The following is a 19,306-nucleotide window of genomic DNA, read 5'->3' as shown; positions in this document are numbered from 1 at the left end:
ATATGAAGAGAATAAAATATACTGCTATAGTTACTGTAATGCTGGTGATTTTTATGACACTTAATGTATTTGCTAGTCCCTATAATTTAGGCCAGTATACTTCAGTTAATGAGGTATCAAAATTGTTACCTCCAGGGGTTAAACAAAGTAAGGTATCTGAGAGTGCAAGGCCGCGTGGAGTTTTTTTTGCAAGAGCAGATTTGACGATTTTAGATAATGGAAATGGAGAGGTGGGAGCAGTTGCTGTATCTCTTTTCCGAGTTCCTGTAGATGAAGCGTATATCACCATTTATTTAGATCGTTGGGATGAATCTGCAGAAAGATGGTATCAGGTTGACTATTATGAGGCTGAGTTCTATGCTAGTGATTATCCAGATGGATTAACCACACCAAACATAAATGTTTCCTTTATAAATCAGAAAAAAGGATGTTATTATCGGTTAAGAGGTGCGTTTGGTGCGCTTCTTAATAATGAATATGAAGGTTTCAATCCAGTCACTGATGGTATCTTATTAGATTGATTAACCTAACCAAGCAAAATAAAAGGCAGGTCCCCCGACCTGCCTTAACTTTACTCTTATATATAACCCCTACTACTGTGCCTTATACTGCTTCAAAGCCCGGGCTAACTGATCCGGACAGGATGTGGGCCTGGGGCCGCAATGGATGCCGTCCAGTCTTGTGATTGCATCGTCTATGTCCATTCCTTCTATCAGTCTGGACAGGCCCTGGGTGTTGCCGGAACATCCGCCTACAAACTGGACATTGGTAAGTTTGTTATCTTTTACTTCAAAGGATATCTCCCGTGAACAGACTCCTTGTGTTTTATACCTCATGTATATAGCCTCCTGCTTGAATCATTCATGTATATCAGATTATGCCTTATGAAAATGGGAATGTCAAGTGCGAATAAGCTTTATACTTGAAAAACTGTACACTTTCGATATAATAAAGGATAGGTGCCCTACAGGGGACAAGAAGGAGGTTTTTATGTTAGGAATTATCGGAGCCATGGATGAAGAAGTATCCAAGCTTAAGGAACAGCTGACAGATGTACAGGTAGAGACCAGGGCGGCTATGGATTTTTATAAGGGCAGACTGGATGGAAAGGATGTAGTGGTGGTGCGCTCCGGCATCGGAAAGGTCAATGCCGCCATGTGTACACAGATACTGGCAGATATATATAATGTTGAGGGAATTGTGAATACAGGTATAGCTGGTTCGCTTAAGGCGGAGATTGATATCGGAGATATTGTCCTGTCTAATGATGCGTTGCAGCATGATGTGGACGCCTCTGGTTTTGGATATGCTGTAGGGCAGATTCCACGTGTGGATACACTTGCTTTTGAGGCAGATGGGAAGCTGGTTCAGCTGGCCAGGGAGTGCTGTGCCAGGGTGAATCCGGATATACACACATTCGTGGGCCGTGTTGTGACAGGGGACCAGTTTATTTCGGATAAGGATAAGAAGCAATGGCTTGTGGAGACATTTGCCGGATATTGCACTGAGATGGAAGGGGCCGCTATTGCACAGGCATGTTATTTGAATTCCATCCCATTTTTGATTGTAAGGGCTATCTCGGATAAGGCGGACGACAGCGCTACGGTTGATTATCCTGCTTTTGAGGCAAAGGCAATCACGCATTCAGTAAACCTGCTGACGGAGATGATACGTTCTTATTAAGCAGTAATAGAGCACTTTTTAGAATCAGGGACCTCTTTGGTATCATTCCAGGAGGTTCTTTACATTTAAGGGACTATTTCCGGTAATTGTTTCCTAAACCAATGGTAATGTTGCGTATGGATTGATACCCAAAGTCAATCGCAAAACCATTCATGGAGATAAACATAGGTCAAACCCACATCCGGATATCAACGAGGTACCTTGTAACAACAGAAAATGGGAAGAGATTCCAGGTTATGCCCCAGCGATTTGAGCGGGAGCAAAGGTAGGGCATCTGGAGAGTTCCACTATATTTATAGAAGGGAACCGCATAAAATCATAAATAAACAGAGCGCTAAAGCACTGTTCCCCTGCCAATCCAACTACCGATTCATCTACCAATCTCCCCAAAGCCAATCCCCCAAAGCCAATCCTCCCAAAGCCAATCCCCCAACGCCAACCCCTTCCAAAGCCAATCCTCCCAACGCCAATCCCTCCCAAAGCCAATCCTTCCAAAGCCAATCCTCCCAAAGCCAATCCCCCCAAAGCCAATCCCCCCAAAGCCAATCCTCCCAAAGCCAATCTCCCCAAAGCCAATCCCTTCCAAAGCCAATCCTCCCAAAGCCAATCCCCCCAAAGCCAATCCCCCCAAAGCCAATCCTCCCAAAGCCAATCCTCCCAACGCCAATTCCTCCCAACGCCAATCCTCCCAATTTCAATCATCCCAACGTCAATCCCCCTAACATCAATCTGCCCCCACCCAATTCCGACCCTCCCCTACGTTCCGGCCCGTCCGTATTCCCGGCTTCCATAAAACCAGGGACAGATTCCTGCGGTCATCTGCCGCCCGCAGCGTCCACAGTACAGATAGGATGCGCTGCGCTTACCCCCCTGCTATATACGGCCCAGTTTTTTCAGTGATGCCAGGCGGGTCCGGCTGACACCTGAACCTTACGTTTGGCCTCTCAATTGCTGGGTTAAGCAGATATATCATATCTCATGGACAGGGGATGGAATTTAAACTATATGTTCCAGCAGGCATGATTATTGACCGGATTGGGAGAAGGAGTTTGTCAGGGAAGGAGGAGACAGGGCCTTAATATACAGGCTTTTTAAGGGATATCTTACCTTTCAGGATCGTTTTTTAGGAGAATTTGGCGAACGATTCTAGGCTTTCTCAACTTCCCAAATCAAAATCCGTTGCTATAATAGACTTTACCGGGAAACGCCTGACTGCAGGGGCATTTCCCAAACGACGGATAATGGCGCCTGCGGCAATGCGGCCGCCAATCAGATACCGTCAATAATAGTATAGTAACTGGAAGGAATCCGGGAAGAAGAAAGGGGCTTTTACAATGATGAGCTTTTTACAAACAGGAAAGGCACTGTATGTGCTGGCAGCAATCTGCCTGGCGGGGGTATTCAGCCGGCTGATGGCGGGAAGCTTCTACAAACGATTAATTAAAGAGAGTACCAATATGGCATTGACCAAGAACAAGTGTCTGCGTAATTTGAAACAGAATGCAGAGGATACATATAGAATTAATCAGGGTATGAGCAACACACGTGTTTATCTGGAACGCCAGATGTACAGCCTCCGTACGGCAGGAATGACTGCAAGAGGACTGGACAACCTGTCAGGGCAGCTGACACTTCTCTGCTTCCTGGCAGGCGGCGGGGCAGCATTTCTCTCTTATTGGTATAGAAGTGATAATTATTATATTGTTCTTTACGGCTCCATCGGTATCCTGGCAGGCATGTTCACCATGCTGGTGGATTATGGGGTGAATCTGGAGGCCAAGCGCCAGCAGCTTCTCACCTGCTTACAGGATTATATGGAAAATGTGATGTGGCCGAGAATGAACCGCGAGGGCAGTGCGGAGCATGTGCCTGCCGTTACAGCAGAGGAGGAGCGCAGGGAACCGGCGCCTGTACGCTCCATTGGAAGGGAACGCCGTTCAAATAATAACAACAGACGCGGGCTGGAGCAGACAGCTGCCAGCAGGGAGAGACAGGAGGACAAGTCCAAGGATAACTGGCTTCAGGATCTGAATCCGGACCAGAAGCGGATGCTTGGGGAATTGTTAAAGGAGTTTATTTCATAGAAAGATTTCCAGGAAACCATTTTCAGAATAAGTCCTGAAAATGGAACTTGAAAATCGAATCCATAAATTAGAAAGAAATAGAATTATAAGACGGGATATGGTATAATTTAAACGATAAGCGGCTTTACCGCAATAGATAGAGGCATGGATCGGCTTGGATGTCCGTCCATGGACATAAGAAAAGGAGAGCGCGAATTATGGTAAAGGAAGTAACATTTGATTATTCCAAGACAGCGGGAGTCATATCTGCTGAGGAGATGGCCAACTTTAAGACCACGGTAATGAGTGCAAAGGAAACCTTGCTCAGTAAGACGGGAGCAGGCAGCGATTTTCTGGGATGGATTGACTTGCCTGTGGATTATGACAAGGATGAGTTTGCAAGGATTAAGAAGGCGGCAGCCAAGATTCAGAGTGATTCTGATGTCCTTTTAGTAGTGGGAATCGGCGGTTCCTATCTGGGAGCCAGGGCGGCCATTGAATTTCTGTCACATAGCTTTTATAATGTGTTACCTAAGAGCGTTCGTAAGACACCTGAGATTTATTTTGTGGGCAACAGCATCAGCAGCAAGTATATCCATGATTTAAAGCAGGTATTGGAAGGAAAGGATTTCTCCATCAATATCATTTCCAAGTCAGGCACTACCACTGAACCGGCAATCGCATTCCGTGTATTTAAGGAGATGCTGATTGAAAAGTATGGCAAAGAAGAGGCTAACAAGCGCATCTACGCAACCACAGACAAGGCTAAAGGCGCCCTTAAGAATCTGGCGGACGAAGAAGGATATGAGGAATTCGTTGTACCGGATGACGTAGGCGGGCGATTCAGCGTATTGACAGCTGTAGGCCTTCTGCCAATCGCGGTCAGTGGAGCGGATATTGATAAATTGATGGAAGGCGCTGCTTCAGGAAGGAAGAAAGCGCTGGAGACCCCATATGAGTCCAACCCTGCCCTGCTTTATGCAGCAGTGCGCAACATCCTGCTTCGCAAAGGCAAATCAGTTGAGATCGTGGCCAACTATGAGCCAAGCCTTCACTACGTGTCCGAGTGGTGGAAGCAGCTCTATGGTGAGAGCGAGGGCAAGGATCAGAGAGGCATTTTCCCGGCAGCAGTGGATCTGACCACGGATCTGCACTCCATGGGACAGTTCATCCAGGACGGAGCACGTATCATGTTTGAGACAGTGATCAATGTGGAGGAATCTCCGGAAGAGATTCTCCTGAATAAAGAAGACGTGGATACCGACGGAATGAATTACCTGGCTGGGAAGAGCGTGGATTTTGTTAATAAGAGTGCCATGAACGGCACGATTTTGGCTCACACGGACGGCAATGTACCGAACCTGATGGTTAAGGTACCGGAGCAGAATGCGTTCTATCTGGGAGAACTGTTCTACTTCTTTGAATTTGCCTGCGGCGTAAGCGGTTATATTCTGGGTATTAATCCGTTTAACCAGCCGGGGGTGGAGAGCTATAAGAAAAATATGTTCGCACTGTTAGGCAAGCCTGGATATGAGGAGCAGAGGGAAGAGCTGCTTAAGAGGCTGTAATGGACTGTTTGGCACGGTAAATCCATAAAGGATAAAAGGCCGTCCTGCTGATGATGTAAGTCAGCAGGGCGGCTTTTCAATTGCAGTATCAAAAGACTGGTTTCATCTACTCTTCAATAACCTGTATCTCAAGATAATCAAAGTCAATGGATTCGATAAAATTATCCTGTGAAAAACGGGCTTTATCGTGGTATTTAAAATCCTTTACAGTAGAGTCCAGCCACATGGGCTTTTCCAGATTGAACTCGTAGCAGATGGAGTCCAGGGAGTCAAAAACCATCTGGGTCCTGGACAGGGAGTAGTCTGATATGCATATCACGGTATCCTGTAACAGATGGTTGTCCTTCATTAATTTTCCCCACATTCTGAACATAAGGCTTCTCCTTCTTTCTTATATTTACCTGCTGTATCAGGCAATGCTTCTGTGAGCAATTTTGCGTCTGAGGTTTAGTATATCATTTAATTCCAGGTTTTAAAAGGATTTATATTTATTTCCCAGCAATTTAAAGGTTCAGGTAAAGGTTCAGGTAAAGGTTCAGGAGAAAGATTCAATGGCGGCAGGTCATATATCTGTGGACTCCCTTATGATCAGCTCCGTGGAATACTGGGAGAAGACGCAGGGTGTCCTGGGTGTCCTGATTCTGGTCAGCAGGCAGTTGGCGGCCGCTATGCCAAGCTGCTCCTTGGGTGTGTGTATGGTTGTCAGCGGAGGATTACATTTGGCTGACTGGTTGATGTCGTCAAAACCCACAAAGGCAACCTCCTCAGGAATGCGGTGTCCAAGGAACTGTATGGCGTGCATGACCTGTATGGCTGTCCAGTCATTGCCGCATATATAGACATCAGGAAGCCCTTCCATGGACTTGAGCTTATTGACAAGATAGGGAAAATCCATGTACTGGTTATTGGTTTCATAGAGCAGGGAGTGGGCCTGGTCAAGGGGAAGTTCCAACTCATTCAAGGCTTCGCAGAGCGCGTCAAAACGTTCCTGGAATCCGCGGCCCACATTATAGGAGTATATATCTCCGGCAAAGGAAAAACGGCGTTTTTCCTTATCTGCCAGAAGCTTGACAATCCGCTTTACATTGGTCTTATTTTCCATGGTGATGATATCCAGCCTGCCAATCAGGTTCTCATATTCTTTGGGCATGTCCACGGTCACACATGGGATGCCTGTTTCGATTAATGTCTGGCAGGCCTCACGGCTGCATATCTCAACCATGATGATGCCCTGGATGGAGGTATCATAGACAATGGGAGGGAACTGTTTCTTTTCCAGCTCTTCATCCGTGATGATGCCCAGGGTAAGGGTGTATCCGCAGGGGGTAAGCACGGATTCAATCCCTTTCATGACATTGACCCAGAATTCAGAGTAGTCTGCCGATGCCTTTGTAAGGAAAAGAATGGTTCCCTGGGAGGATGAGGATGCAGGGACGGATGTTTCATTTAAGATATTCCTGTAATTCATTTCGCGGGCTTTTTCGAAGATTAACCGTTTGGTTTCCTCCGAAACCCCGCCTTTTCCATTAAGGGCTTTTGAGACCGTGTTTCGTGATATGTTTAATTCATGGGCAATGTCCTGTATGGTACAGTTCATATGACAACCTCCTGAAGTTATTTATAAGCATATTATAATGTGCATTTGGGGAAAATGCAAACAGTTTTTGTGTTCAAATGTAACATTGCAAGGAATGGGATATATAAAACAGAAGGTGTGCAGCGATGGGTGCAAATGCACACATAAATTTCATTAATATAACCACAGACATTGTGTTAAATTCATAATAAACCACAGGATTCACTGTATATGTATACGAAATTCATAGAGCAGCACCCTAAATACATTGACAATAATGTGTGCATTAACTAAAATAAAAGTGCAAATGAAAGAAAAATGTAACTATAAAGGATGGGGCAAATGGATAAATTATTCTTCAAACCAGACAACGCATGGGTAGGTGACCTGATACCATATTACGAAGACGGCACATACTATGCATACTACCTGCATGATCCCAGGGTTAACCCGGGCGAGTTCGCAGAAGAGACAACCTGGCACCTGGCCACGACAAAGGACTGCAGGAAATTCCAGTACCAGGGCGAGGCCATAACAAGAGGAGGGGATGACCGTCCCAATAAGAACATTTACACAGGTTCCGTGATTAAGAAGGGTGAAAATGAATATTATGCGTTCTATACTGCGTTCAATGCGGATATCCAGATTCATGGCAAGAGCGTGCAGTCCGTAATGAGGGCGTTCAGCACGGACCTGATCCACTGGGAGACGGATGAGGATTTTCTGTTTGTGGCAGATGACAGTATGTATGAGTCATTTGACTGGCGGGATCCATATGTATTTAAGAATGAGGAAGAGGGCAATTACTGGATGCTGCTGGCTGCCAGGAAAAAGGGCGGCGGCGCCCACCGGGGCGGCTGTACGGCCCTGTGCAAATCAACGGACCTGGTCAACTGGACCTATGAAGAACCGTTTTACGCCCCGGAGATGTATGTGACAATGGAATGTCCGGAGGTTTTTCAGATGGGCGGCTGGTGGTACCTTGTATTCTCCACATTTTCAGACCGCTTTACCACGCATTACAGAATGGCCAGGACGCTGGACGGGCCGTGGGGGATTCCGGACGATGATGTGTTTGACACCAGGGCGGATTACGCAATCAAGACTGCTTTTGACGGTCAGAAGCGGTTTGCATTCGGATGGATTGCAAGTAAGGCCGGGAATAATGATTACGGTCCCTGGGAGTGGGGCGGCACCATGGTCGCACATGAGATTGTCCAGGAACCGGACGGGACATTAAGCGTGAAACCCACGGAGGCAATGAAGGATTTCTATAACCAGGTACTGCCCGTCAATGATTTATGTTATTATCATTGTACCGCCAGAGAAGAGGCGGGGAAAACCATCATCCAGTCGGAAACCCTGGGCGCCGTGCTGTTTCCGGTTCCGGAACAGGGATTTGAACTGGATCTCACCATTACCCCCGGTCAATCCGCAGAGACAGGTGTGGCGCTGCATACGGATACGGGAATGGAAAACGGTTATTTCCTCAGGATGGACCTGTCGCGGCGCACGGCTGCATGGGATATGTGGCCAAGGTCGGGCCAGGGCGTTTACCAATGGCAGATTAAGGGCGATATCCCATGCCAGATTGAGACTTCAAGGAAGCTTCCGGCAGCAGATACATACCAAATAAGGATTTTCCGGGAGGATGACCTGTGTGTGCTATATGTGAATGACCGAATGGCCATGTCCACCAGGATGTACGACCATAAAGGCGGCCTTGCCGGTATCTATACAGTGGGGGGTACGGCGGCTGTCAGCGGATGTCAGATAAAAGTCAAATGATCATAATGCAGAGAAGGAGAAGAGAATATGAAAAAAAGAATGTTAGCAATCGTATTAACAGCAGCAGCCATGCTGACCATGGCGGCATGCGGCCAGGGGACGCCGTCAGGCAGTCCGTCCGGGGCTTCTGAGAATGGGAAAGGGAACGCGGACAGCGATGTGACCGTGGTCAAATGGTTTGCCTCCAGACCTGTGGACGGGGAAATAGACCTGACCATGAGGGAGATTGCCGAGCAGTACGGCAAGGAAAAAGGAGGAAAATGGAAGATAGAGGTTGAGACAACGGCGGACAGGCCCTCCTACCTCCAGAAGCTTAAGACCCTGATTGCAGGCGGACAGATGCCGGACATCATTGATATTGACGCAGACCCTTACTGCCAGGAACTTGTGGATGCAGGATATCTTGTGGACGTGAAGAAGTTCTTACAGGATGAAGGTCTTTATGACAGGTTCTATCCAACCGCCCTGCGCTATCAGGAATTTACGGATGGTTCCATGTACACCCTGCCGCTGGAATATCATGTGGAAATGATCTGGTACAATAAAGATATATTTAAGGAAAATGGCGTCGAGGTGCCAAAGACCATGGATGAATGGCTGGATGTCTGCAGGACTCTTAAGGATAATGGAATTACGCCGATTTCCGTAGACGGAATCGACCGGTGGCCGGTACAGCGCTACATTGCAATGATGCCGTTCAGGATGACCGGGAATGAGTACATCATTAACCTGAGGGACGGAAAGGCCTCCATGGGGGATGAAACCGGCAGGCAGGCCGTGGAATTCTTACAGGAAATCGGACAATATTTTAATGAAGGCTTCGGGGCAACGGATTACGCAACGGCCCAGTCCATGTTCCTGGACGGAAAGTCAGCCATGTATTATATAGGGGATTGGGAGCAGGCCGCCATGCTTGAAGCGTACAACGCAGGCAAGGTTGATTACTTCTATCTTCCGACCGCAGAAGGCGCAAAAACAGGAGCCAATGAGTTCTGTGTCAATTCAGGAATCGGCATGGCGTTCAACACACAGACCTTTGACGCTAAGACCAAGGACTTCATAAAGTATGTGATTGAGAATTACGGTAAGATTTATGCCGGACGCATGCAGATGTCGCCCATCAAGACAGAACTGCCGGGAGACATCCAGTTTACGGACCTGTATTTACGGATCCGGGAAGACATGGAAAAGACAGGGGAAAATTTCCTGAAGCCATGGGATACGTATCTGGATGTTGACACAAATACCGTGATGCAGGATAACATGCTTTTGCTGGCAGCTGGCGACATGACAGTGGATGACTTTATAAAGATTGTGGATGATGCCATTGCTTCCAATGTTAAATAGAAGGCTTGCATGGCTGCCGCGGGTATCTGGGATTCCCGGGGCAGCCGGTATGGAAAGGGGAATGGGATATGGGCATTTTAAGGGACAGGAAGGCGTTCTGTGTATTTCTTCTGCCAGGCTTATTGTTTTATATACTGGCTGTGTTTTATCCGATTGAGGAGTCAATCCGGCTGAGTTTTATGGAATGGGGAGGCATTGGCGCCAGAAAGTTCGTGGGCCTTGATAATTACATCCATATGTTCAGGGACCCTGTCTTCTATACCGCCTTTGTGAATAACCTGATATACCTTGTCATCGTGGTGTCCATGCAGCTGATGATAGGGCTTATATTTGCAGTGCTGCTTACCTATATGACAAAGCACGTTGCCCTGATTAAAACCTTATATTATGTTCCGTGCATCATTACTACGGTGGCTGTTACCCAGCTGTTCAGAAGCATGTATGCCACCGAACCCGTGGGCCTGATTAACCAGATATTGAATGTTTTTGGCATCCGCAGCATCAGCTGGCTTACAAATATCAAGACGGTCCTTGCAGCCGTATCCCTGCCGGAGGGATGGCGGTTTGCCGGGATGTATATGGTTATCTTCTATGCAGCCCTGATTTCCCTGGATAAGGAAGTCATGGAGGCGGCCAGGGTGGATGGGGCAACGGACTGGCAGCTGCTGATTAGGATTAAGCTTCCCATGATCCGTCAGATCATCCTTCTCACCCTGACCATGTGCCTGACCGGCGCCTTGAGGGGATTTGACATACCGTTCCTCCTGACCAATGGAGGCCCGGGCAATGTCAGCGAGCTGATGTCCACCTATATGTATAAGAAGGCATTTTCCAGCAACCAGTATGGTTATGGAAGCACGCTGTCCGTGTTCATCATCATAGAAAGTATCCTGGTGGTTGCCCTGCTCCGGGCGGTGATGTCGGAGGAAAAGACATTCATAAAAAAGAAAAAGCATGCGGGGGGACATTGACATGGCTAAAAAGAAGATTGGAAAAGTAATATTCCTGGTTGTTATATGCCTGTTTTTGGCGGTGCAGCTATATCCTGTGCTGTGGCTGTTCCTGGCAAGCATCAAGCCCACCACGGAGTTGTCCGCAGCACCGTTTGCCCTGCCGAAATCGCCTACCCTGGCAAATTATATTAAGATATTCTCAGATGGGAAAATCCTGGGGTACATGTGGAACAGCTTTAAAATCACGGCGGTTTCCATTGTCCTCATCGTTTTCCTGAGCGCCACGGCGGGGTTTGCGATTTCTAAATTCAGGTTCAGGCTCACGGGCAGGATTTATGCGTTTTTTACGTTCGGAATCATGATTCCGGTCCAGATAACCCTGATTCCCCTGTTTATCTTTTACAGCAGGATGCACATACTCAACACCAGCTTTTCGCTGATCCTGCCCCAGGTGGGATTTGCGCTGCCCCTGTCCGTCATGCTGTTTGTCAGCTTTTACAGCTTCATTCCCAATGAGCTGATAGAATCTGCCATTGTGGACGGCTGCTCCCCATACCGCACCTTTACCTCCATTGTTTTCCCGCTGGCCAAGAATACGGTGATTACGGTGGCGTCCATGCACAGTATCTTTATATGGAACGACTTCATATTCGCCAACACATTCATCAGCGAGCAGGCGGCCAAGACAGTGGCCCTGGGCCTTAAGGATTATGTGGGGGCCTTTGGGAATGTGGACTGGGGTTCCACGTACGCGGCCATTGCCGTATCAATCCTTCCGCCCATGATTGTGTATTTTGTGCTGAATAAGTGGGTGGCAGAGGGCATGACGGCCGGAGCGGTGAAGGGGTAGGGGAAAAGACGGGAGCGGATTTTCAAACACGCTCTAAGGACAGGGAGGATACAATGTTTGAATATTCAATGACAGGTATGCTGGGCGCCCTTCCCATGTTACGGCATGGAAGAAGCAGGGCCATTAACGCGGAGAACCCAACAGGGGAAAAAGGAAAAGGGGGCATGGCCGCAGGGCCGCTGGGGCCGTCCAGGAAGGGCAGCCCATGCCTTAAGGATATACAGCCGGGAGAGAGCGTGGTCCTGGGGGAGATAGAAGGCGCGGGCGTGATCAACCATATCTGGATGACCGTGGACCGGAAAACATCCGATGCTGAGCGCTATGTGCTCAGGGACCTGGTACTGCGCATGTACTGGGATGATGAGACCGCGCCTTCCGTGGAAAGCCCTTTGGGGGACTTTTTCTGCTGCGGCTTTGGGACGGATTACAGGGTGGACTCTGTCCCGGTCACGGTGGCCCCGGCCAGGGGATTCAACTGCTATTTCCCGATGCCGTTCCGGGCAGGCGCGCGGATTGAACTTGTGAACCAGCACGCGGATCCGGTTCCGGCCTTTTTTTACCAGATTGATTATTGCCTTTATGACCATATTCCGGATGACACGGCGTATTTCCATGCCCAATGGAGGCGTGAGAGAATCACTTCCCCCGGAAAGGATTATGTCATAGCGGATCATATCAGGGGAAGGGGACATTATGTAGGGACCTTCATTGCATTAAGTACCCTGGAGCGTTACTGGTGGGGGGAAGGGGAAGTGAAATTCTACATTGACGGGGACAGGGAATACCCCACCATATGCGGGACCGGGATGGAGGATTATTTTGGCGGTTCCTGGAGCTTTGCACGCCAGGAGGACGGCCGGACCGTGGAGACGAACTATAACTCCCCTTTTTTAGGATATCCTTTTTATTCTGCCCATGATGCGGATATCCGTAATCCATACCATAATGACGACTGTCCTCCCATGCGTTCCTTTTACAGGTGGCATCTCATGGATCCGGTTATCTTTGACCATGACCTGCGGGTTACGGTCCAGCAGATCGGGGTCAGTGACCGGGGACTGTTTGAACGGCAGGACGATTTATCTTCCGTGGCCTACTGGTATCAGACGGAACCCCACGGTGCGTTTGAGGCGCTGCCCTGTGCCAGGGAGCGCTGGCCTAGATAAAACTCAAAAAAATTGTTAAATATATCTACAATCTGAAAAATTTTTAGTAAAAATCTAGGAGAAAATGGGTGAATTTACATCCGTATAATTATAAAAAGTCTGAATATATAAGGAAACATTTAATGATAAATAATTAATTAACGAAAAAATATGATGTTGACAAAAAAATATTCTCTTCTATAATGGTAATCACGATGAGTTTTCTGAAAATTGGTTTTTGGGGCACGCCCGGCAATCTGTCCTAGCCTGCCCCGGATTATTAAGAAGGAGGATATGTTTATGCAGCATTTAAGAAGAATGGAAGACCGTGTTGTACTGCTTACCGGAGGCGGCGGCGGAATCGCCCGGGGCGTGGCCAGGGCGTTTGCAGATGAGGGGGCCAGCATGATCCTCACTGATATCTTCCCCGGAGGCATGGAAAAGACAAAGGCTGAGCTGGAGAAGGATTTTGGCACGGATGTGGTAATCTGTGTGGCGGACGGTTCCAATGAGGACCAGGTCAAGGCTGCCATTGAAAAAGGCGTGGAGCATTTCGGCAAGCTGAACGTGCTGATTAACAGCGCCCAGACCTCGGCTTCCGGACTTACCCTGGTGGAACACACCCAGGCGGATTTTGACAAGGCCATCTATTCCGGGTTATACGCAACCTTTTTCTATATGAAGCATGCATTTCCATATCTGAAGGAGACCCATGGCTCGGTCATTAACTTCGCATCCGGCGCAGGAATCTCCGGCAAGCCCGGACAAAGCTCCTACGCAGCCGCAAAGGAAGGAATCCGCGGCCTGTCCAGGGTGGCCGCCAATGAATGGGGACCATATGATATTAATGTGAACGTAGTCCTTCCTCTGGTCATGACGGATAAGCTGGCCCAGTGGGGGCAGGAAAATCCGGAGATGTTTAAGAAAAACCTGGATGAGATTCCTCTTGGACGGTACGGGGATGCGCAGAAGGATATCGGTAAGGTATGTGTGTTCCTGGCCAGCTATGATGCAAAGTATATAACAGGGGATACCCTGTTTATCCAGGGCGGCGTGGGGATGAAGCCTTAACCCCATCCGCAGGGCAGTTTCCAGACACCCCACAGTGTCCTGAATCCCTGAAAATCCTCCTTTTGGCGACATATTTCTGTCATATTTGAACTTTTTGTAACATCCCTTGCCCGAAGGGGTGATTTGTAGTAAGCTATACATAGTTACAAAAGTTCCCATAAGGAGGAAATGCAGGTGGGACAGGCAATTACGGATTATGTAAAGTTCCTGGCAGACGCCAGGGATGCGGTGTACCGTCTGGACTGTGACCAGAATACGGCGGGTCAGCTGGAAGCATTGGAAGAGGAGCAGGAACGGGAACTGGAGACAGCAGGCAGGGCTGTTACGGATGCTGTTAACCAGACCGTTAAAAAGCGGCTGGAGGAGATCAGTTCCAGCTATGATAAGGAGATTGCCAAGGGGCAGGAGCGGCTGAAAAAAGCAAGGGCAAAACGCGAGAAGGCCAAGAGCCGGGGAATGAAGGAGCGGATAGCCGAAGAGACCAGTGAGCTAAGGGAGCATAACAGGGATTTAAAGGTGCAGATGAGGACCTTGTTCCAGAAGGAAAGGGTGCCGTCATTCTGTAACAGTACATTTTACTATGCGCTGTATTATCCGGGAGGCCTGAAGGAAATCATGCTGTTCCTCCTGACCCTGACCGTTTGTTTCCTGGCAGTGCCCTGCGGGGTATACTTTTTCCTGCTGCCGGAACGCCAGATGTGGTACCTGGCCGCGGTGTATTTCCTGGACGTGCTGCTGTTTGGGGGATTGTATGTGCTGGTGGGGAATAAGACAAGGCTCCGCCACCAGGACGCCTTAAAGCGGGGACGGGCCATACGCAACACCCTCCGCTCCAACCAGAAGAAGATTAAGGTCATCACCCATACGATCCAGCGGGATGGCAATGAGGATATCTATGACCTTGAGAAATATGATGATGAGATAGCGTGCGTGGAACAGGAACTGTCAGAGATTACCTCTAAGAAAAAGGACGCCCTGAACACCTTTGAGAACGTGACAAAGAACATCATCACGGATGAAATAATAGCCAGCCACAAGGCGCGCCTGGACAGCCTTAAGGATGCATTGGACGGCACATCAAGGGCTTTGAGGGAGCTGGAGGGCAGCATCAAGCAGCAGAATATACGGATTACCGATACCTTCGGCCCTTATCTGGGCAAGGAGTTCCTGGAGCCGGACAGGCTTTCTGAACTGTCCAGGCTTATTCAGGGCGGGTCAGCTTCTAATATTACGGAGGCGATTGAGGTATATAAGGAGTCAAGGCAGGCGCAGCAGCGCGTGTGATGGCAGCGGAAGTTGAAGGAGGGGGACGCCCGGACATCCGGTTGGATGATCTGGCGCCTCCTCTTTTTATGGATAAAATGAATCCTGCTGTACAGGAGCGCCCATGCATCATCGGTTAAATGATGGTGCATGGGCGTCTTTTGATGTCTATTCTGGATTATGTCCGGTATCATGTCCTTCCGCTTACTTTTGTTCCTTCTGTTCCCTGCGCAGCTGTTCAATGCCAAGGCGGATCAGTTCCAGTGTGGCGGCGGAACGGCTTGGAAAGCGGTTTTCAAAGCGGAAATCATCAATTTGTTTTAATAAATCATTATCAACAATAATCGTATAGCGCGGCTTCTCTGTAGGCATGATTCAATCCCTCCTTAGTTCATATGATACCCAGGTTCATACGTTCTGTCAAGCAAAAAAGGATACTAAAAGAGACAAAAAAGTGTACGCCAAAAGCCTTGACAGGTTCAGAACCTATGAACTATAATTAATACAGGTTCATTGGTTCTGAACCATCGATAATGGAGGTGATATTCATGGATTCCGGGCGGAAGAAATTATCTTTTGTAGTGACGCCTGATATTGAAGCCATCCTGGACAGGGAAAAGAAAGAATGGTTCTATGACCGTTCACGGTCCTGTATGATACGTGAACTTGTCATGGCCGGCTTAAGAGCTTTGAAGGAAGAATCTGAGGTGGCGGACGGGAACCATGAAGGGAACACATAGGGACATGATGTGAGCAAATGAAAAGGAGAGGGACATTATGAGGAAAAGACTTGCGGCAATGGTGATGGCAGCGGTATTGGCGGGCAGCAGTATGATGGGGTGTGCGGGCAGCGGGGAACCTGCCTCCACAGCGGCAGTGGAACCCCAAGAAACTGCACCTGCAAAGGCGGGGGAGGACGGATCCCGGGAAGCGGATCCCGGTATTAAGAGTGATGTGACATACACCCTGAGTTTCTGGCACGGCGCGACCGATGATGTGCGCCAGCAGATGTATGATAACGCAATCGCCCGTTTTAATAAGGCTTATCCGAATGTAACGGTGGAGCAGACCCGCCTTGACAGCGATGCGTACAAGACTAAGATTAAGACAGTAATGGGCGCAGGGGCGGCCGACATCCCGGATGTGTTCATGAACTGGGGCGGCGATGTGTTAAAGTCCTATATTGAATACGGATTGGTGGCGGACATCACTGATTTAATCGCGCCCTATAAAGATGAGTATTATGATTTTGAATTTGGGATTTCCACCTTTGATGACAGGATTTATGGGATGGGTATCGGGATTGCGCCGTCTGTTGTATTCTATAATACGGAGATTTTTAAGGACCTTAACCTGGATGTGCCCAGGACATGGGAAGAACTGGATACGGTATGCGCGAGGCTGAAGGAAGCAGGATACATCCCCTTTGCCTTAGGGAATAAGAACAAGTGGCCCGGTCTTCTGGAATACACCATGCTGGGTGTGAACCTGGGGGGAGAGGAGATGTCAAAGGGGCTTTCGGACCGTACCATGTCCTTTGATAATGAGTATTTCATAGAAGCCGGCCGGCGTCTTGCGGATTTTTCCAGGAAGGGCTATTATCCGGACGGGACCAATGGTATTGACCATAATGCGGGCGGCAGCCGTATGCTGTTTTATAATGAAGTTGCGGCCATGTTCATCATGACCAATGGATTCTTAAGCAACTGTGTGGCAGAGGACGCTGAGTTTTATGAAAAGGTGGGCACATTCCCATATCCGGCCTGTAATGACTCGGGGGAAGTGGGCATTGTTGCCGGGGGCAACGTATTCTCCATATCATCCCGGTGTGAGTATCCGGAGATGGCAGCGGACTTCCTGTATTACCTGACCAATGCTGATTTCAGCCAGGACTATATCGATGCAGGCAACAGCTTTACAGGTGCAAAGGATGTAAGGATTGAGGACCCGCTGGTCCAGGAGCAGTTTGACAACCTGATTAAGGCTGACTGGACCCAGAACTTCTATGACCAGCAGTTTGTTGCAGAACTGGGTGAGGCATTCAAGGACTATACGCAGGCCCTTTATGGCGGGACCATGACCCCGGAGGAAGTGGCTGCAAGCCTGGAACGGGCAGCTGTTGATTGTTACGGACCGCTTAAATGATAGTTCATTCATATGTATAAGGCAAAGGAGGGCCTATGTCTGATAATACGGAGACAACAGGGCTTTGCATCCCTGTTCAGGATAAGGGCAAGCCTATATCTGCCAGACGTGTTCTGACCATCCTGGTGTTTATTGCGCCGACCCTGTTGTTCTATGGTTTTTATAATGTGTTTGCCATTGCCAAAACAATCTATTTCAGCTTTCTGGACTGGAATGGCATCATGTCCACTGGTTGGGCAGGGTGGGATAACTGGATCCGTCTGGTCCATGACCCCAATGTATGGCATGCCCTTAAGAATAATCTGGTGTTAATGGTAACATCCATCTGTATCCAGCTGCCCGGGGCCTTGATACTGGCGCTGCTGATTAATTCCAGGCTGAAAGGCGTGCGTATTTTTAAAGCACTCTGGTTTTTACCTGTCCTGCTTTCCACTTCGGCCACAGGTATATTATGGAACCTGATATATGACCCTAATTTCGGTCTTCTTCAGGCTGTCCTGCGCGGGATTGGAAAAGGCGGCATGGTTAAAGGGTGGCTGGGAGAGCCGGCCTATGCCCTGCCATGTGTGCTGATTGTGATCTGCTGGACCTTCATTCCATTTTATATGATATTGCTGAAGGCCGGCCTGACCAATGTGCCAGGCGAATTGATGGAATCAGCCATGCTGGATGGGGCCAACAGCTGGCAGTGTTTCTGGAATGTGACCTTTCCCCTGCTGCTGCCCACCATACGTACGGCTGCCCTTCTGAATATTGTAGGTTCCTTAAAGTATTTTGATTTAATCTGGATCATGACGGGAGGCGGTCCGGGAGGCGCCAGCGAGTTAGTTGCAACCTATCTGTATAAGCAGGGAATCCAGGGCTGGAACATGGGCTATGCCAGCGCCATTGCCAGTTTCCTGTTCCTGTTCTGCGGTACGTTTGCCATTGTGTACTATGGTGCAACCGCGGCATTTGGGGATATTGGCAGCGGGTCCGGCAGGACAGGGAGGAGGAAGGCTGGATGAACGGTAATGCAGGTCTTTTAAAGGGGATATTCCGTGTGTTTCAGTACTTTTTATGTCTGGCCATAACAGTTGCCACTGTATATCCATTCATATTCATTGTCATGACATCCTTTAAAACCCAAAAGGAGTATTTTGGAAGCGCATGGGGACTTCCGGCGTCCTTCTGCCTGGACAATTTCAAGCTGGTCCTTACAGGCGATTTTTTACGGTATTTCCTCAACAGCATCATTGTGTGTGTTTCAGCGGTGTGTCTGGTTGTCATCTGCTCCACCATGGTAAGCTTTGCCATATCCAAGCTGCGTTTTAAGGGGGCTGAATTATTATTTGCAGTCATCATGATAGGTATGATGATTCCCGTACACACAACGCTGATACCGATTTATGTCATCTCCAAGGATTTGAATATTTACAATCATCTGATTGCCCTGATTGGTCCGTATGTAAGCTTCAGCATTCCAATCTCCACGGTTATAATAACCCAGTTTTTCAGGGACATACCCCATGAGATAGAGGAAGCGGCCATCATAGACGGGTGCGGACCGTTTTCACTGTATGGACGGATCATCATGCCGCTGGCCAAACCGGCTGTATCCACGGTCATTATTTATGATATCCTCCATACATGGAATGAGTTCATATACGCAATGACGCTGGTTGACAGCAAGGACAGGATGACGCTTCCTGTTGGCCTTAAGAACTTTTACGGAGAAGCAGCGGTTAACATACCTGCCATCATGTGTGCTGTATTCATCAGCTCCCTGCCGGTCATAATCGCTTATTTTTCCGCCCAGGAGCAGATATCCAACGGTTTGACACAGGGAGCGGTCAAGGGATAGGCGCGCTGCTG

The 19,306-nt window shown here is 48.5% G+C and carries 20 protein-coding genes; 15 read left to right on the top strand and 5 right to left on the bottom strand.

All coding sequences use genetic code 11. The features are described from left to right. Positions 1–2 precede the first annotated feature (2 nt). Positions 3–521 (top strand): DUF6147 family protein, encoded by a 519-nt coding sequence (locus tag LK536_RS51110; RefSeq protein WP_227795609.1) that lies wholly within the window; start codon positions 3–5, stop codon positions 519–521. A gap of 72 nt (positions 522–593) precedes the next feature. Here LK536_RS51110 and LK536_RS51105 read toward each other — a convergent pair whose 3' ends face one another. Next, positions 594–836, bottom strand: a complete 243-nt coding sequence (locus LK536_RS51105) for a TIGR03905 family TSCPD domain-containing protein (RefSeq protein ID WP_008720724.1) — start codon at positions 834–836, stop codon at positions 594–596. 154 nt (positions 837–990) lie between these two features. Between LK536_RS51105 and LK536_RS51100 the strand changes: the two genes are divergently transcribed. Further along, positions 991–1,683, top strand: a complete 693-nt coding sequence (locus tag LK536_RS51100) for a 5'-methylthioadenosine/adenosylhomocysteine nucleosidase (RefSeq protein WP_008720723.1) — start codon at positions 991–993, stop codon at positions 1,681–1,683. Positions 1,684–2,053: 370 nt separating this feature from the next. On the opposite strand, the gene LK536_RS51095 is transcribed toward LK536_RS51100, so the two are convergent. Then, entirely contained in the window at positions 2,054–2,329 is a 276-nt protein-coding gene (locus LK536_RS51095) for a hypothetical protein (protein ID WP_227795610.1), read from the bottom strand. 691 nt (positions 2,330–3,020) lie between these two features. On the opposite strand from LK536_RS51095, the gene LK536_RS51090 reads away from it, so the two are divergent. Continuing rightward, complete coding sequence (locus LK536_RS51090; protein ID WP_506092208.1) at positions 3,021–3,767, top strand: hypothetical protein; 747 nt, start codon at positions 3,021–3,023, stop codon at positions 3,765–3,767. 197 nt (positions 3,768–3,964) lie between these two features. After that, positions 3,965–5,314 (top strand): glucose-6-phosphate isomerase, encoded by a 1,350-nt coding sequence (locus tag LK536_RS51085; protein WP_040380463.1) that lies wholly within the window; start codon positions 3,965–3,967, stop codon positions 5,312–5,314. Between the two features lie 106 nt (positions 5,315–5,420). Here the strand turns inward: LK536_RS51085 and LK536_RS51080 are convergent, their stop codons facing one another. Both LK536_RS51080 and LK536_RS51075 read right to left on the bottom strand, forming a co-directional pair. Then, complete coding sequence (locus LK536_RS51080; RefSeq protein WP_008720717.1) at positions 5,421–5,687, bottom strand: hypothetical protein; 267 nt, start codon at positions 5,685–5,687, stop codon at positions 5,421–5,423. A 189-nt stretch (positions 5,688–5,876) separates the two neighbouring features. Beyond that, positions 5,877–6,911 (bottom strand): LacI family DNA-binding transcriptional regulator, encoded by a 1,035-nt coding sequence (locus LK536_RS51075; protein WP_227795611.1) that lies wholly within the window; start codon positions 6,909–6,911, stop codon positions 5,877–5,879. Between the two features lie 321 nt (positions 6,912–7,232). On the opposite strand from LK536_RS51075, the gene LK536_RS51070 reads away from it, so the two are divergent. From LK536_RS51070 to LK536_RS51040, 7 genes are all read left to right on the top strand, one after another. Beyond that, positions 7,233–8,678, top strand: a complete 1,446-nt coding sequence (locus LK536_RS51070) for a glycoside hydrolase family 32 protein (protein ID WP_227795612.1) — start codon at positions 7,233–7,235, stop codon at positions 8,676–8,678. Positions 8,679–8,705: 27 nt separating this feature from the next. After that, positions 8,706–10,025, top strand: a complete 1,320-nt coding sequence (locus LK536_RS51065) for an ABC transporter substrate-binding protein (protein WP_025485061.1) — start codon at positions 8,706–8,708, stop codon at positions 10,023–10,025. Positions 10,026–10,093: 68 nt separating this feature from the next. After that, positions 10,094–10,996 carry a carbohydrate ABC transporter permease gene (locus tag LK536_RS51060; protein WP_120058611.1) on the top strand — a complete coding sequence of 301 codons (903 nt, stop codon included), beginning with the start codon at positions 10,094–10,096 and terminating at the stop codon, positions 10,994–10,996. Between the two features lies 1 nt (position 10,997). Next, entirely contained in the window at positions 10,998–11,828 is an 831-nt protein-coding gene (locus LK536_RS51055; protein ID WP_025485063.1) for a carbohydrate ABC transporter permease, read from the top strand. 53 nt (positions 11,829–11,881) lie between these two features. Continuing rightward, positions 11,882–12,994, top strand: a complete 1,113-nt coding sequence (locus tag LK536_RS51050; protein WP_227795613.1) for a glycoside hydrolase family 172 protein — start codon at positions 11,882–11,884, stop codon at positions 12,992–12,994. Between the two features lie 279 nt (positions 12,995–13,273). Beyond that, entirely contained in the window at positions 13,274–14,044 is a 771-nt protein-coding gene (locus tag LK536_RS51045; RefSeq protein ID WP_008720703.1) for an SDR family NAD(P)-dependent oxidoreductase, read from the top strand. A gap of 174 nt (positions 14,045–14,218) precedes the next feature. After that, positions 14,219–15,328 carry a hypothetical protein gene (locus tag LK536_RS51040; protein ID WP_008720702.1) on the top strand — a complete coding sequence of 370 codons (1,110 nt, stop codon included), beginning with the start codon at positions 14,219–14,221 and terminating at the stop codon, positions 15,326–15,328. A gap of 183 nt (positions 15,329–15,511) precedes the next feature. Here LK536_RS51040 and LK536_RS51035 read toward each other — a convergent pair whose 3' ends face one another. Beyond that, positions 15,512–15,679, bottom strand: coding sequence for a hypothetical protein (locus LK536_RS51035; protein WP_008720698.1), 168 nt, complete (start codon positions 15,677–15,679; stop codon positions 15,512–15,514). 176 nt (positions 15,680–15,855) lie between these two features. Here LK536_RS51035 and LK536_RS51030 point away from each other — a divergent pair, with 176 nt between their 5' ends. From LK536_RS51030 to LK536_RS51015, 4 genes are read left to right on the top strand one after another with little or no spacing between them, the layout of a single operon-like run. After that, on the top strand, positions 15,856–16,047 hold the full coding sequence (locus LK536_RS51030; protein WP_025485066.1) for a hypothetical protein: 192 nt from the start codon (positions 15,856–15,858) through the stop codon (positions 16,045–16,047). Positions 16,048–16,084: 37 nt separating this feature from the next. Beyond that, on the top strand, positions 16,085–17,452 hold the full coding sequence (locus tag LK536_RS51025) for an ABC transporter substrate-binding protein (RefSeq protein ID WP_227795614.1): 1,368 nt from the start codon (positions 16,085–16,087) through the stop codon (positions 17,450–17,452). A gap of 35 nt (positions 17,453–17,487) precedes the next feature. After that, positions 17,488–18,459 (top strand): carbohydrate ABC transporter permease, encoded by a 972-nt coding sequence (locus LK536_RS51020; RefSeq protein WP_227795615.1) that lies wholly within the window; start codon positions 17,488–17,490, stop codon positions 18,457–18,459. After that, entirely contained in the window at positions 18,456–19,295 is an 840-nt protein-coding gene (locus LK536_RS51015) for a carbohydrate ABC transporter permease (protein ID WP_227795616.1), read from the top strand. The genes LK536_RS51020 and LK536_RS51015 overlap by 4 nt, the downstream gene beginning before the upstream one ends. Positions 19,296–19,306 lie beyond the last annotated feature (11 nt).

Origin of the sequence: Clostridium pacaense (assembly GCF_020709765.2) — a bacterium.
Lineage (GTDB): Bacteria > Bacillota > Clostridia > Lachnospirales > Lachnospiraceae > Enterocloster > Enterocloster hominis.
Note: the sequence above shows the minus strand (reverse complement) of the source record. Positions and strands in the feature narration are given on the sequence as shown.

Excerpts from the sequence above, each read along its gene's own strand:
- LK536_RS51075 (WP_227795611.1), bottom strand. The coding sequence starts at position 6,911 with ATGAACTGTACCATACAGGACATTGCCCATGAATTAAACATATCACGA.
- LK536_RS51085 (WP_040380463.1), top strand. The coding sequence starts at position 3,965 with ATGGTAAAGGAAGTAACATTTGATTATTCCAAGACAGCGGGAGTCATA.
- LK536_RS51105 (WP_008720724.1), bottom strand. The coding sequence starts at position 836 with ATGAGGTATAAAACACAAGGAGTCTGTTCACGGGAGATATCCTTTGAA.
- LK536_RS51070 (WP_227795612.1), top strand. The coding sequence starts at position 7,233 with ATGGATAAATTATTCTTCAAACCAGACAACGCATGGGTAGGTGACCTG.
- LK536_RS51030 (WP_025485066.1), top strand. The coding sequence starts at position 15,856 with ATGGATTCCGGGCGGAAGAAATTATCTTTTGTAGTGACGCCTGATATT.
- LK536_RS51035 (WP_008720698.1), bottom strand. The coding sequence starts at position 15,679 with ATGCCTACAGAGAAGCCGCGCTATACGATTATTGTTGATAATGATTTA.
- LK536_RS51065 (WP_025485061.1), top strand. The coding sequence starts at position 8,706 with ATGAAAAAAAGAATGTTAGCAATCGTATTAACAGCAGCAGCCATGCTG.
- LK536_RS51100 (WP_008720723.1), top strand. The coding sequence starts at position 991 with ATGTTAGGAATTATCGGAGCCATGGATGAAGAAGTATCCAAGCTTAAG.
- LK536_RS51020 (WP_227795615.1), top strand. The coding sequence starts at position 17,488 with ATGTCTGATAATACGGAGACAACAGGGCTTTGCATCCCTGTTCAGGAT.
- LK536_RS51110 (WP_227795609.1), top strand. The coding sequence starts at position 3 with ATGAAGAGAATAAAATATACTGCTATAGTTACTGTAATGCTGGTGATT.
- LK536_RS51055 (WP_025485063.1), top strand. The coding sequence starts at position 10,998 with ATGGCTAAAAAGAAGATTGGAAAAGTAATATTCCTGGTTGTTATATGC.
- LK536_RS51060 (WP_120058611.1), top strand. The coding sequence starts at position 10,094 with ATGGGCATTTTAAGGGACAGGAAGGCGTTCTGTGTATTTCTTCTGCCA.
- LK536_RS51045 (WP_008720703.1), top strand. The coding sequence starts at position 13,274 with ATGCAGCATTTAAGAAGAATGGAAGACCGTGTTGTACTGCTTACCGGA.
- LK536_RS51050 (WP_227795613.1), top strand. The coding sequence starts at position 11,882 with ATGTTTGAATATTCAATGACAGGTATGCTGGGCGCCCTTCCCATGTTA.
- LK536_RS51090 (WP_506092208.1), top strand. The coding sequence starts at position 3,021 with ATGAGCTTTTTACAAACAGGAAAGGCACTGTATGTGCTGGCAGCAATC.
- LK536_RS51015 (WP_227795616.1), top strand. The coding sequence starts at position 18,456 with ATGAACGGTAATGCAGGTCTTTTAAAGGGGATATTCCGTGTGTTTCAG.
- LK536_RS51025 (WP_227795614.1), top strand. The coding sequence starts at position 16,085 with ATGAGGAAAAGACTTGCGGCAATGGTGATGGCAGCGGTATTGGCGGGC.
- LK536_RS51080 (WP_008720717.1), bottom strand. The coding sequence starts at position 5,687 with ATGTTCAGAATGTGGGGAAAATTAATGAAGGACAACCATCTGTTACAG.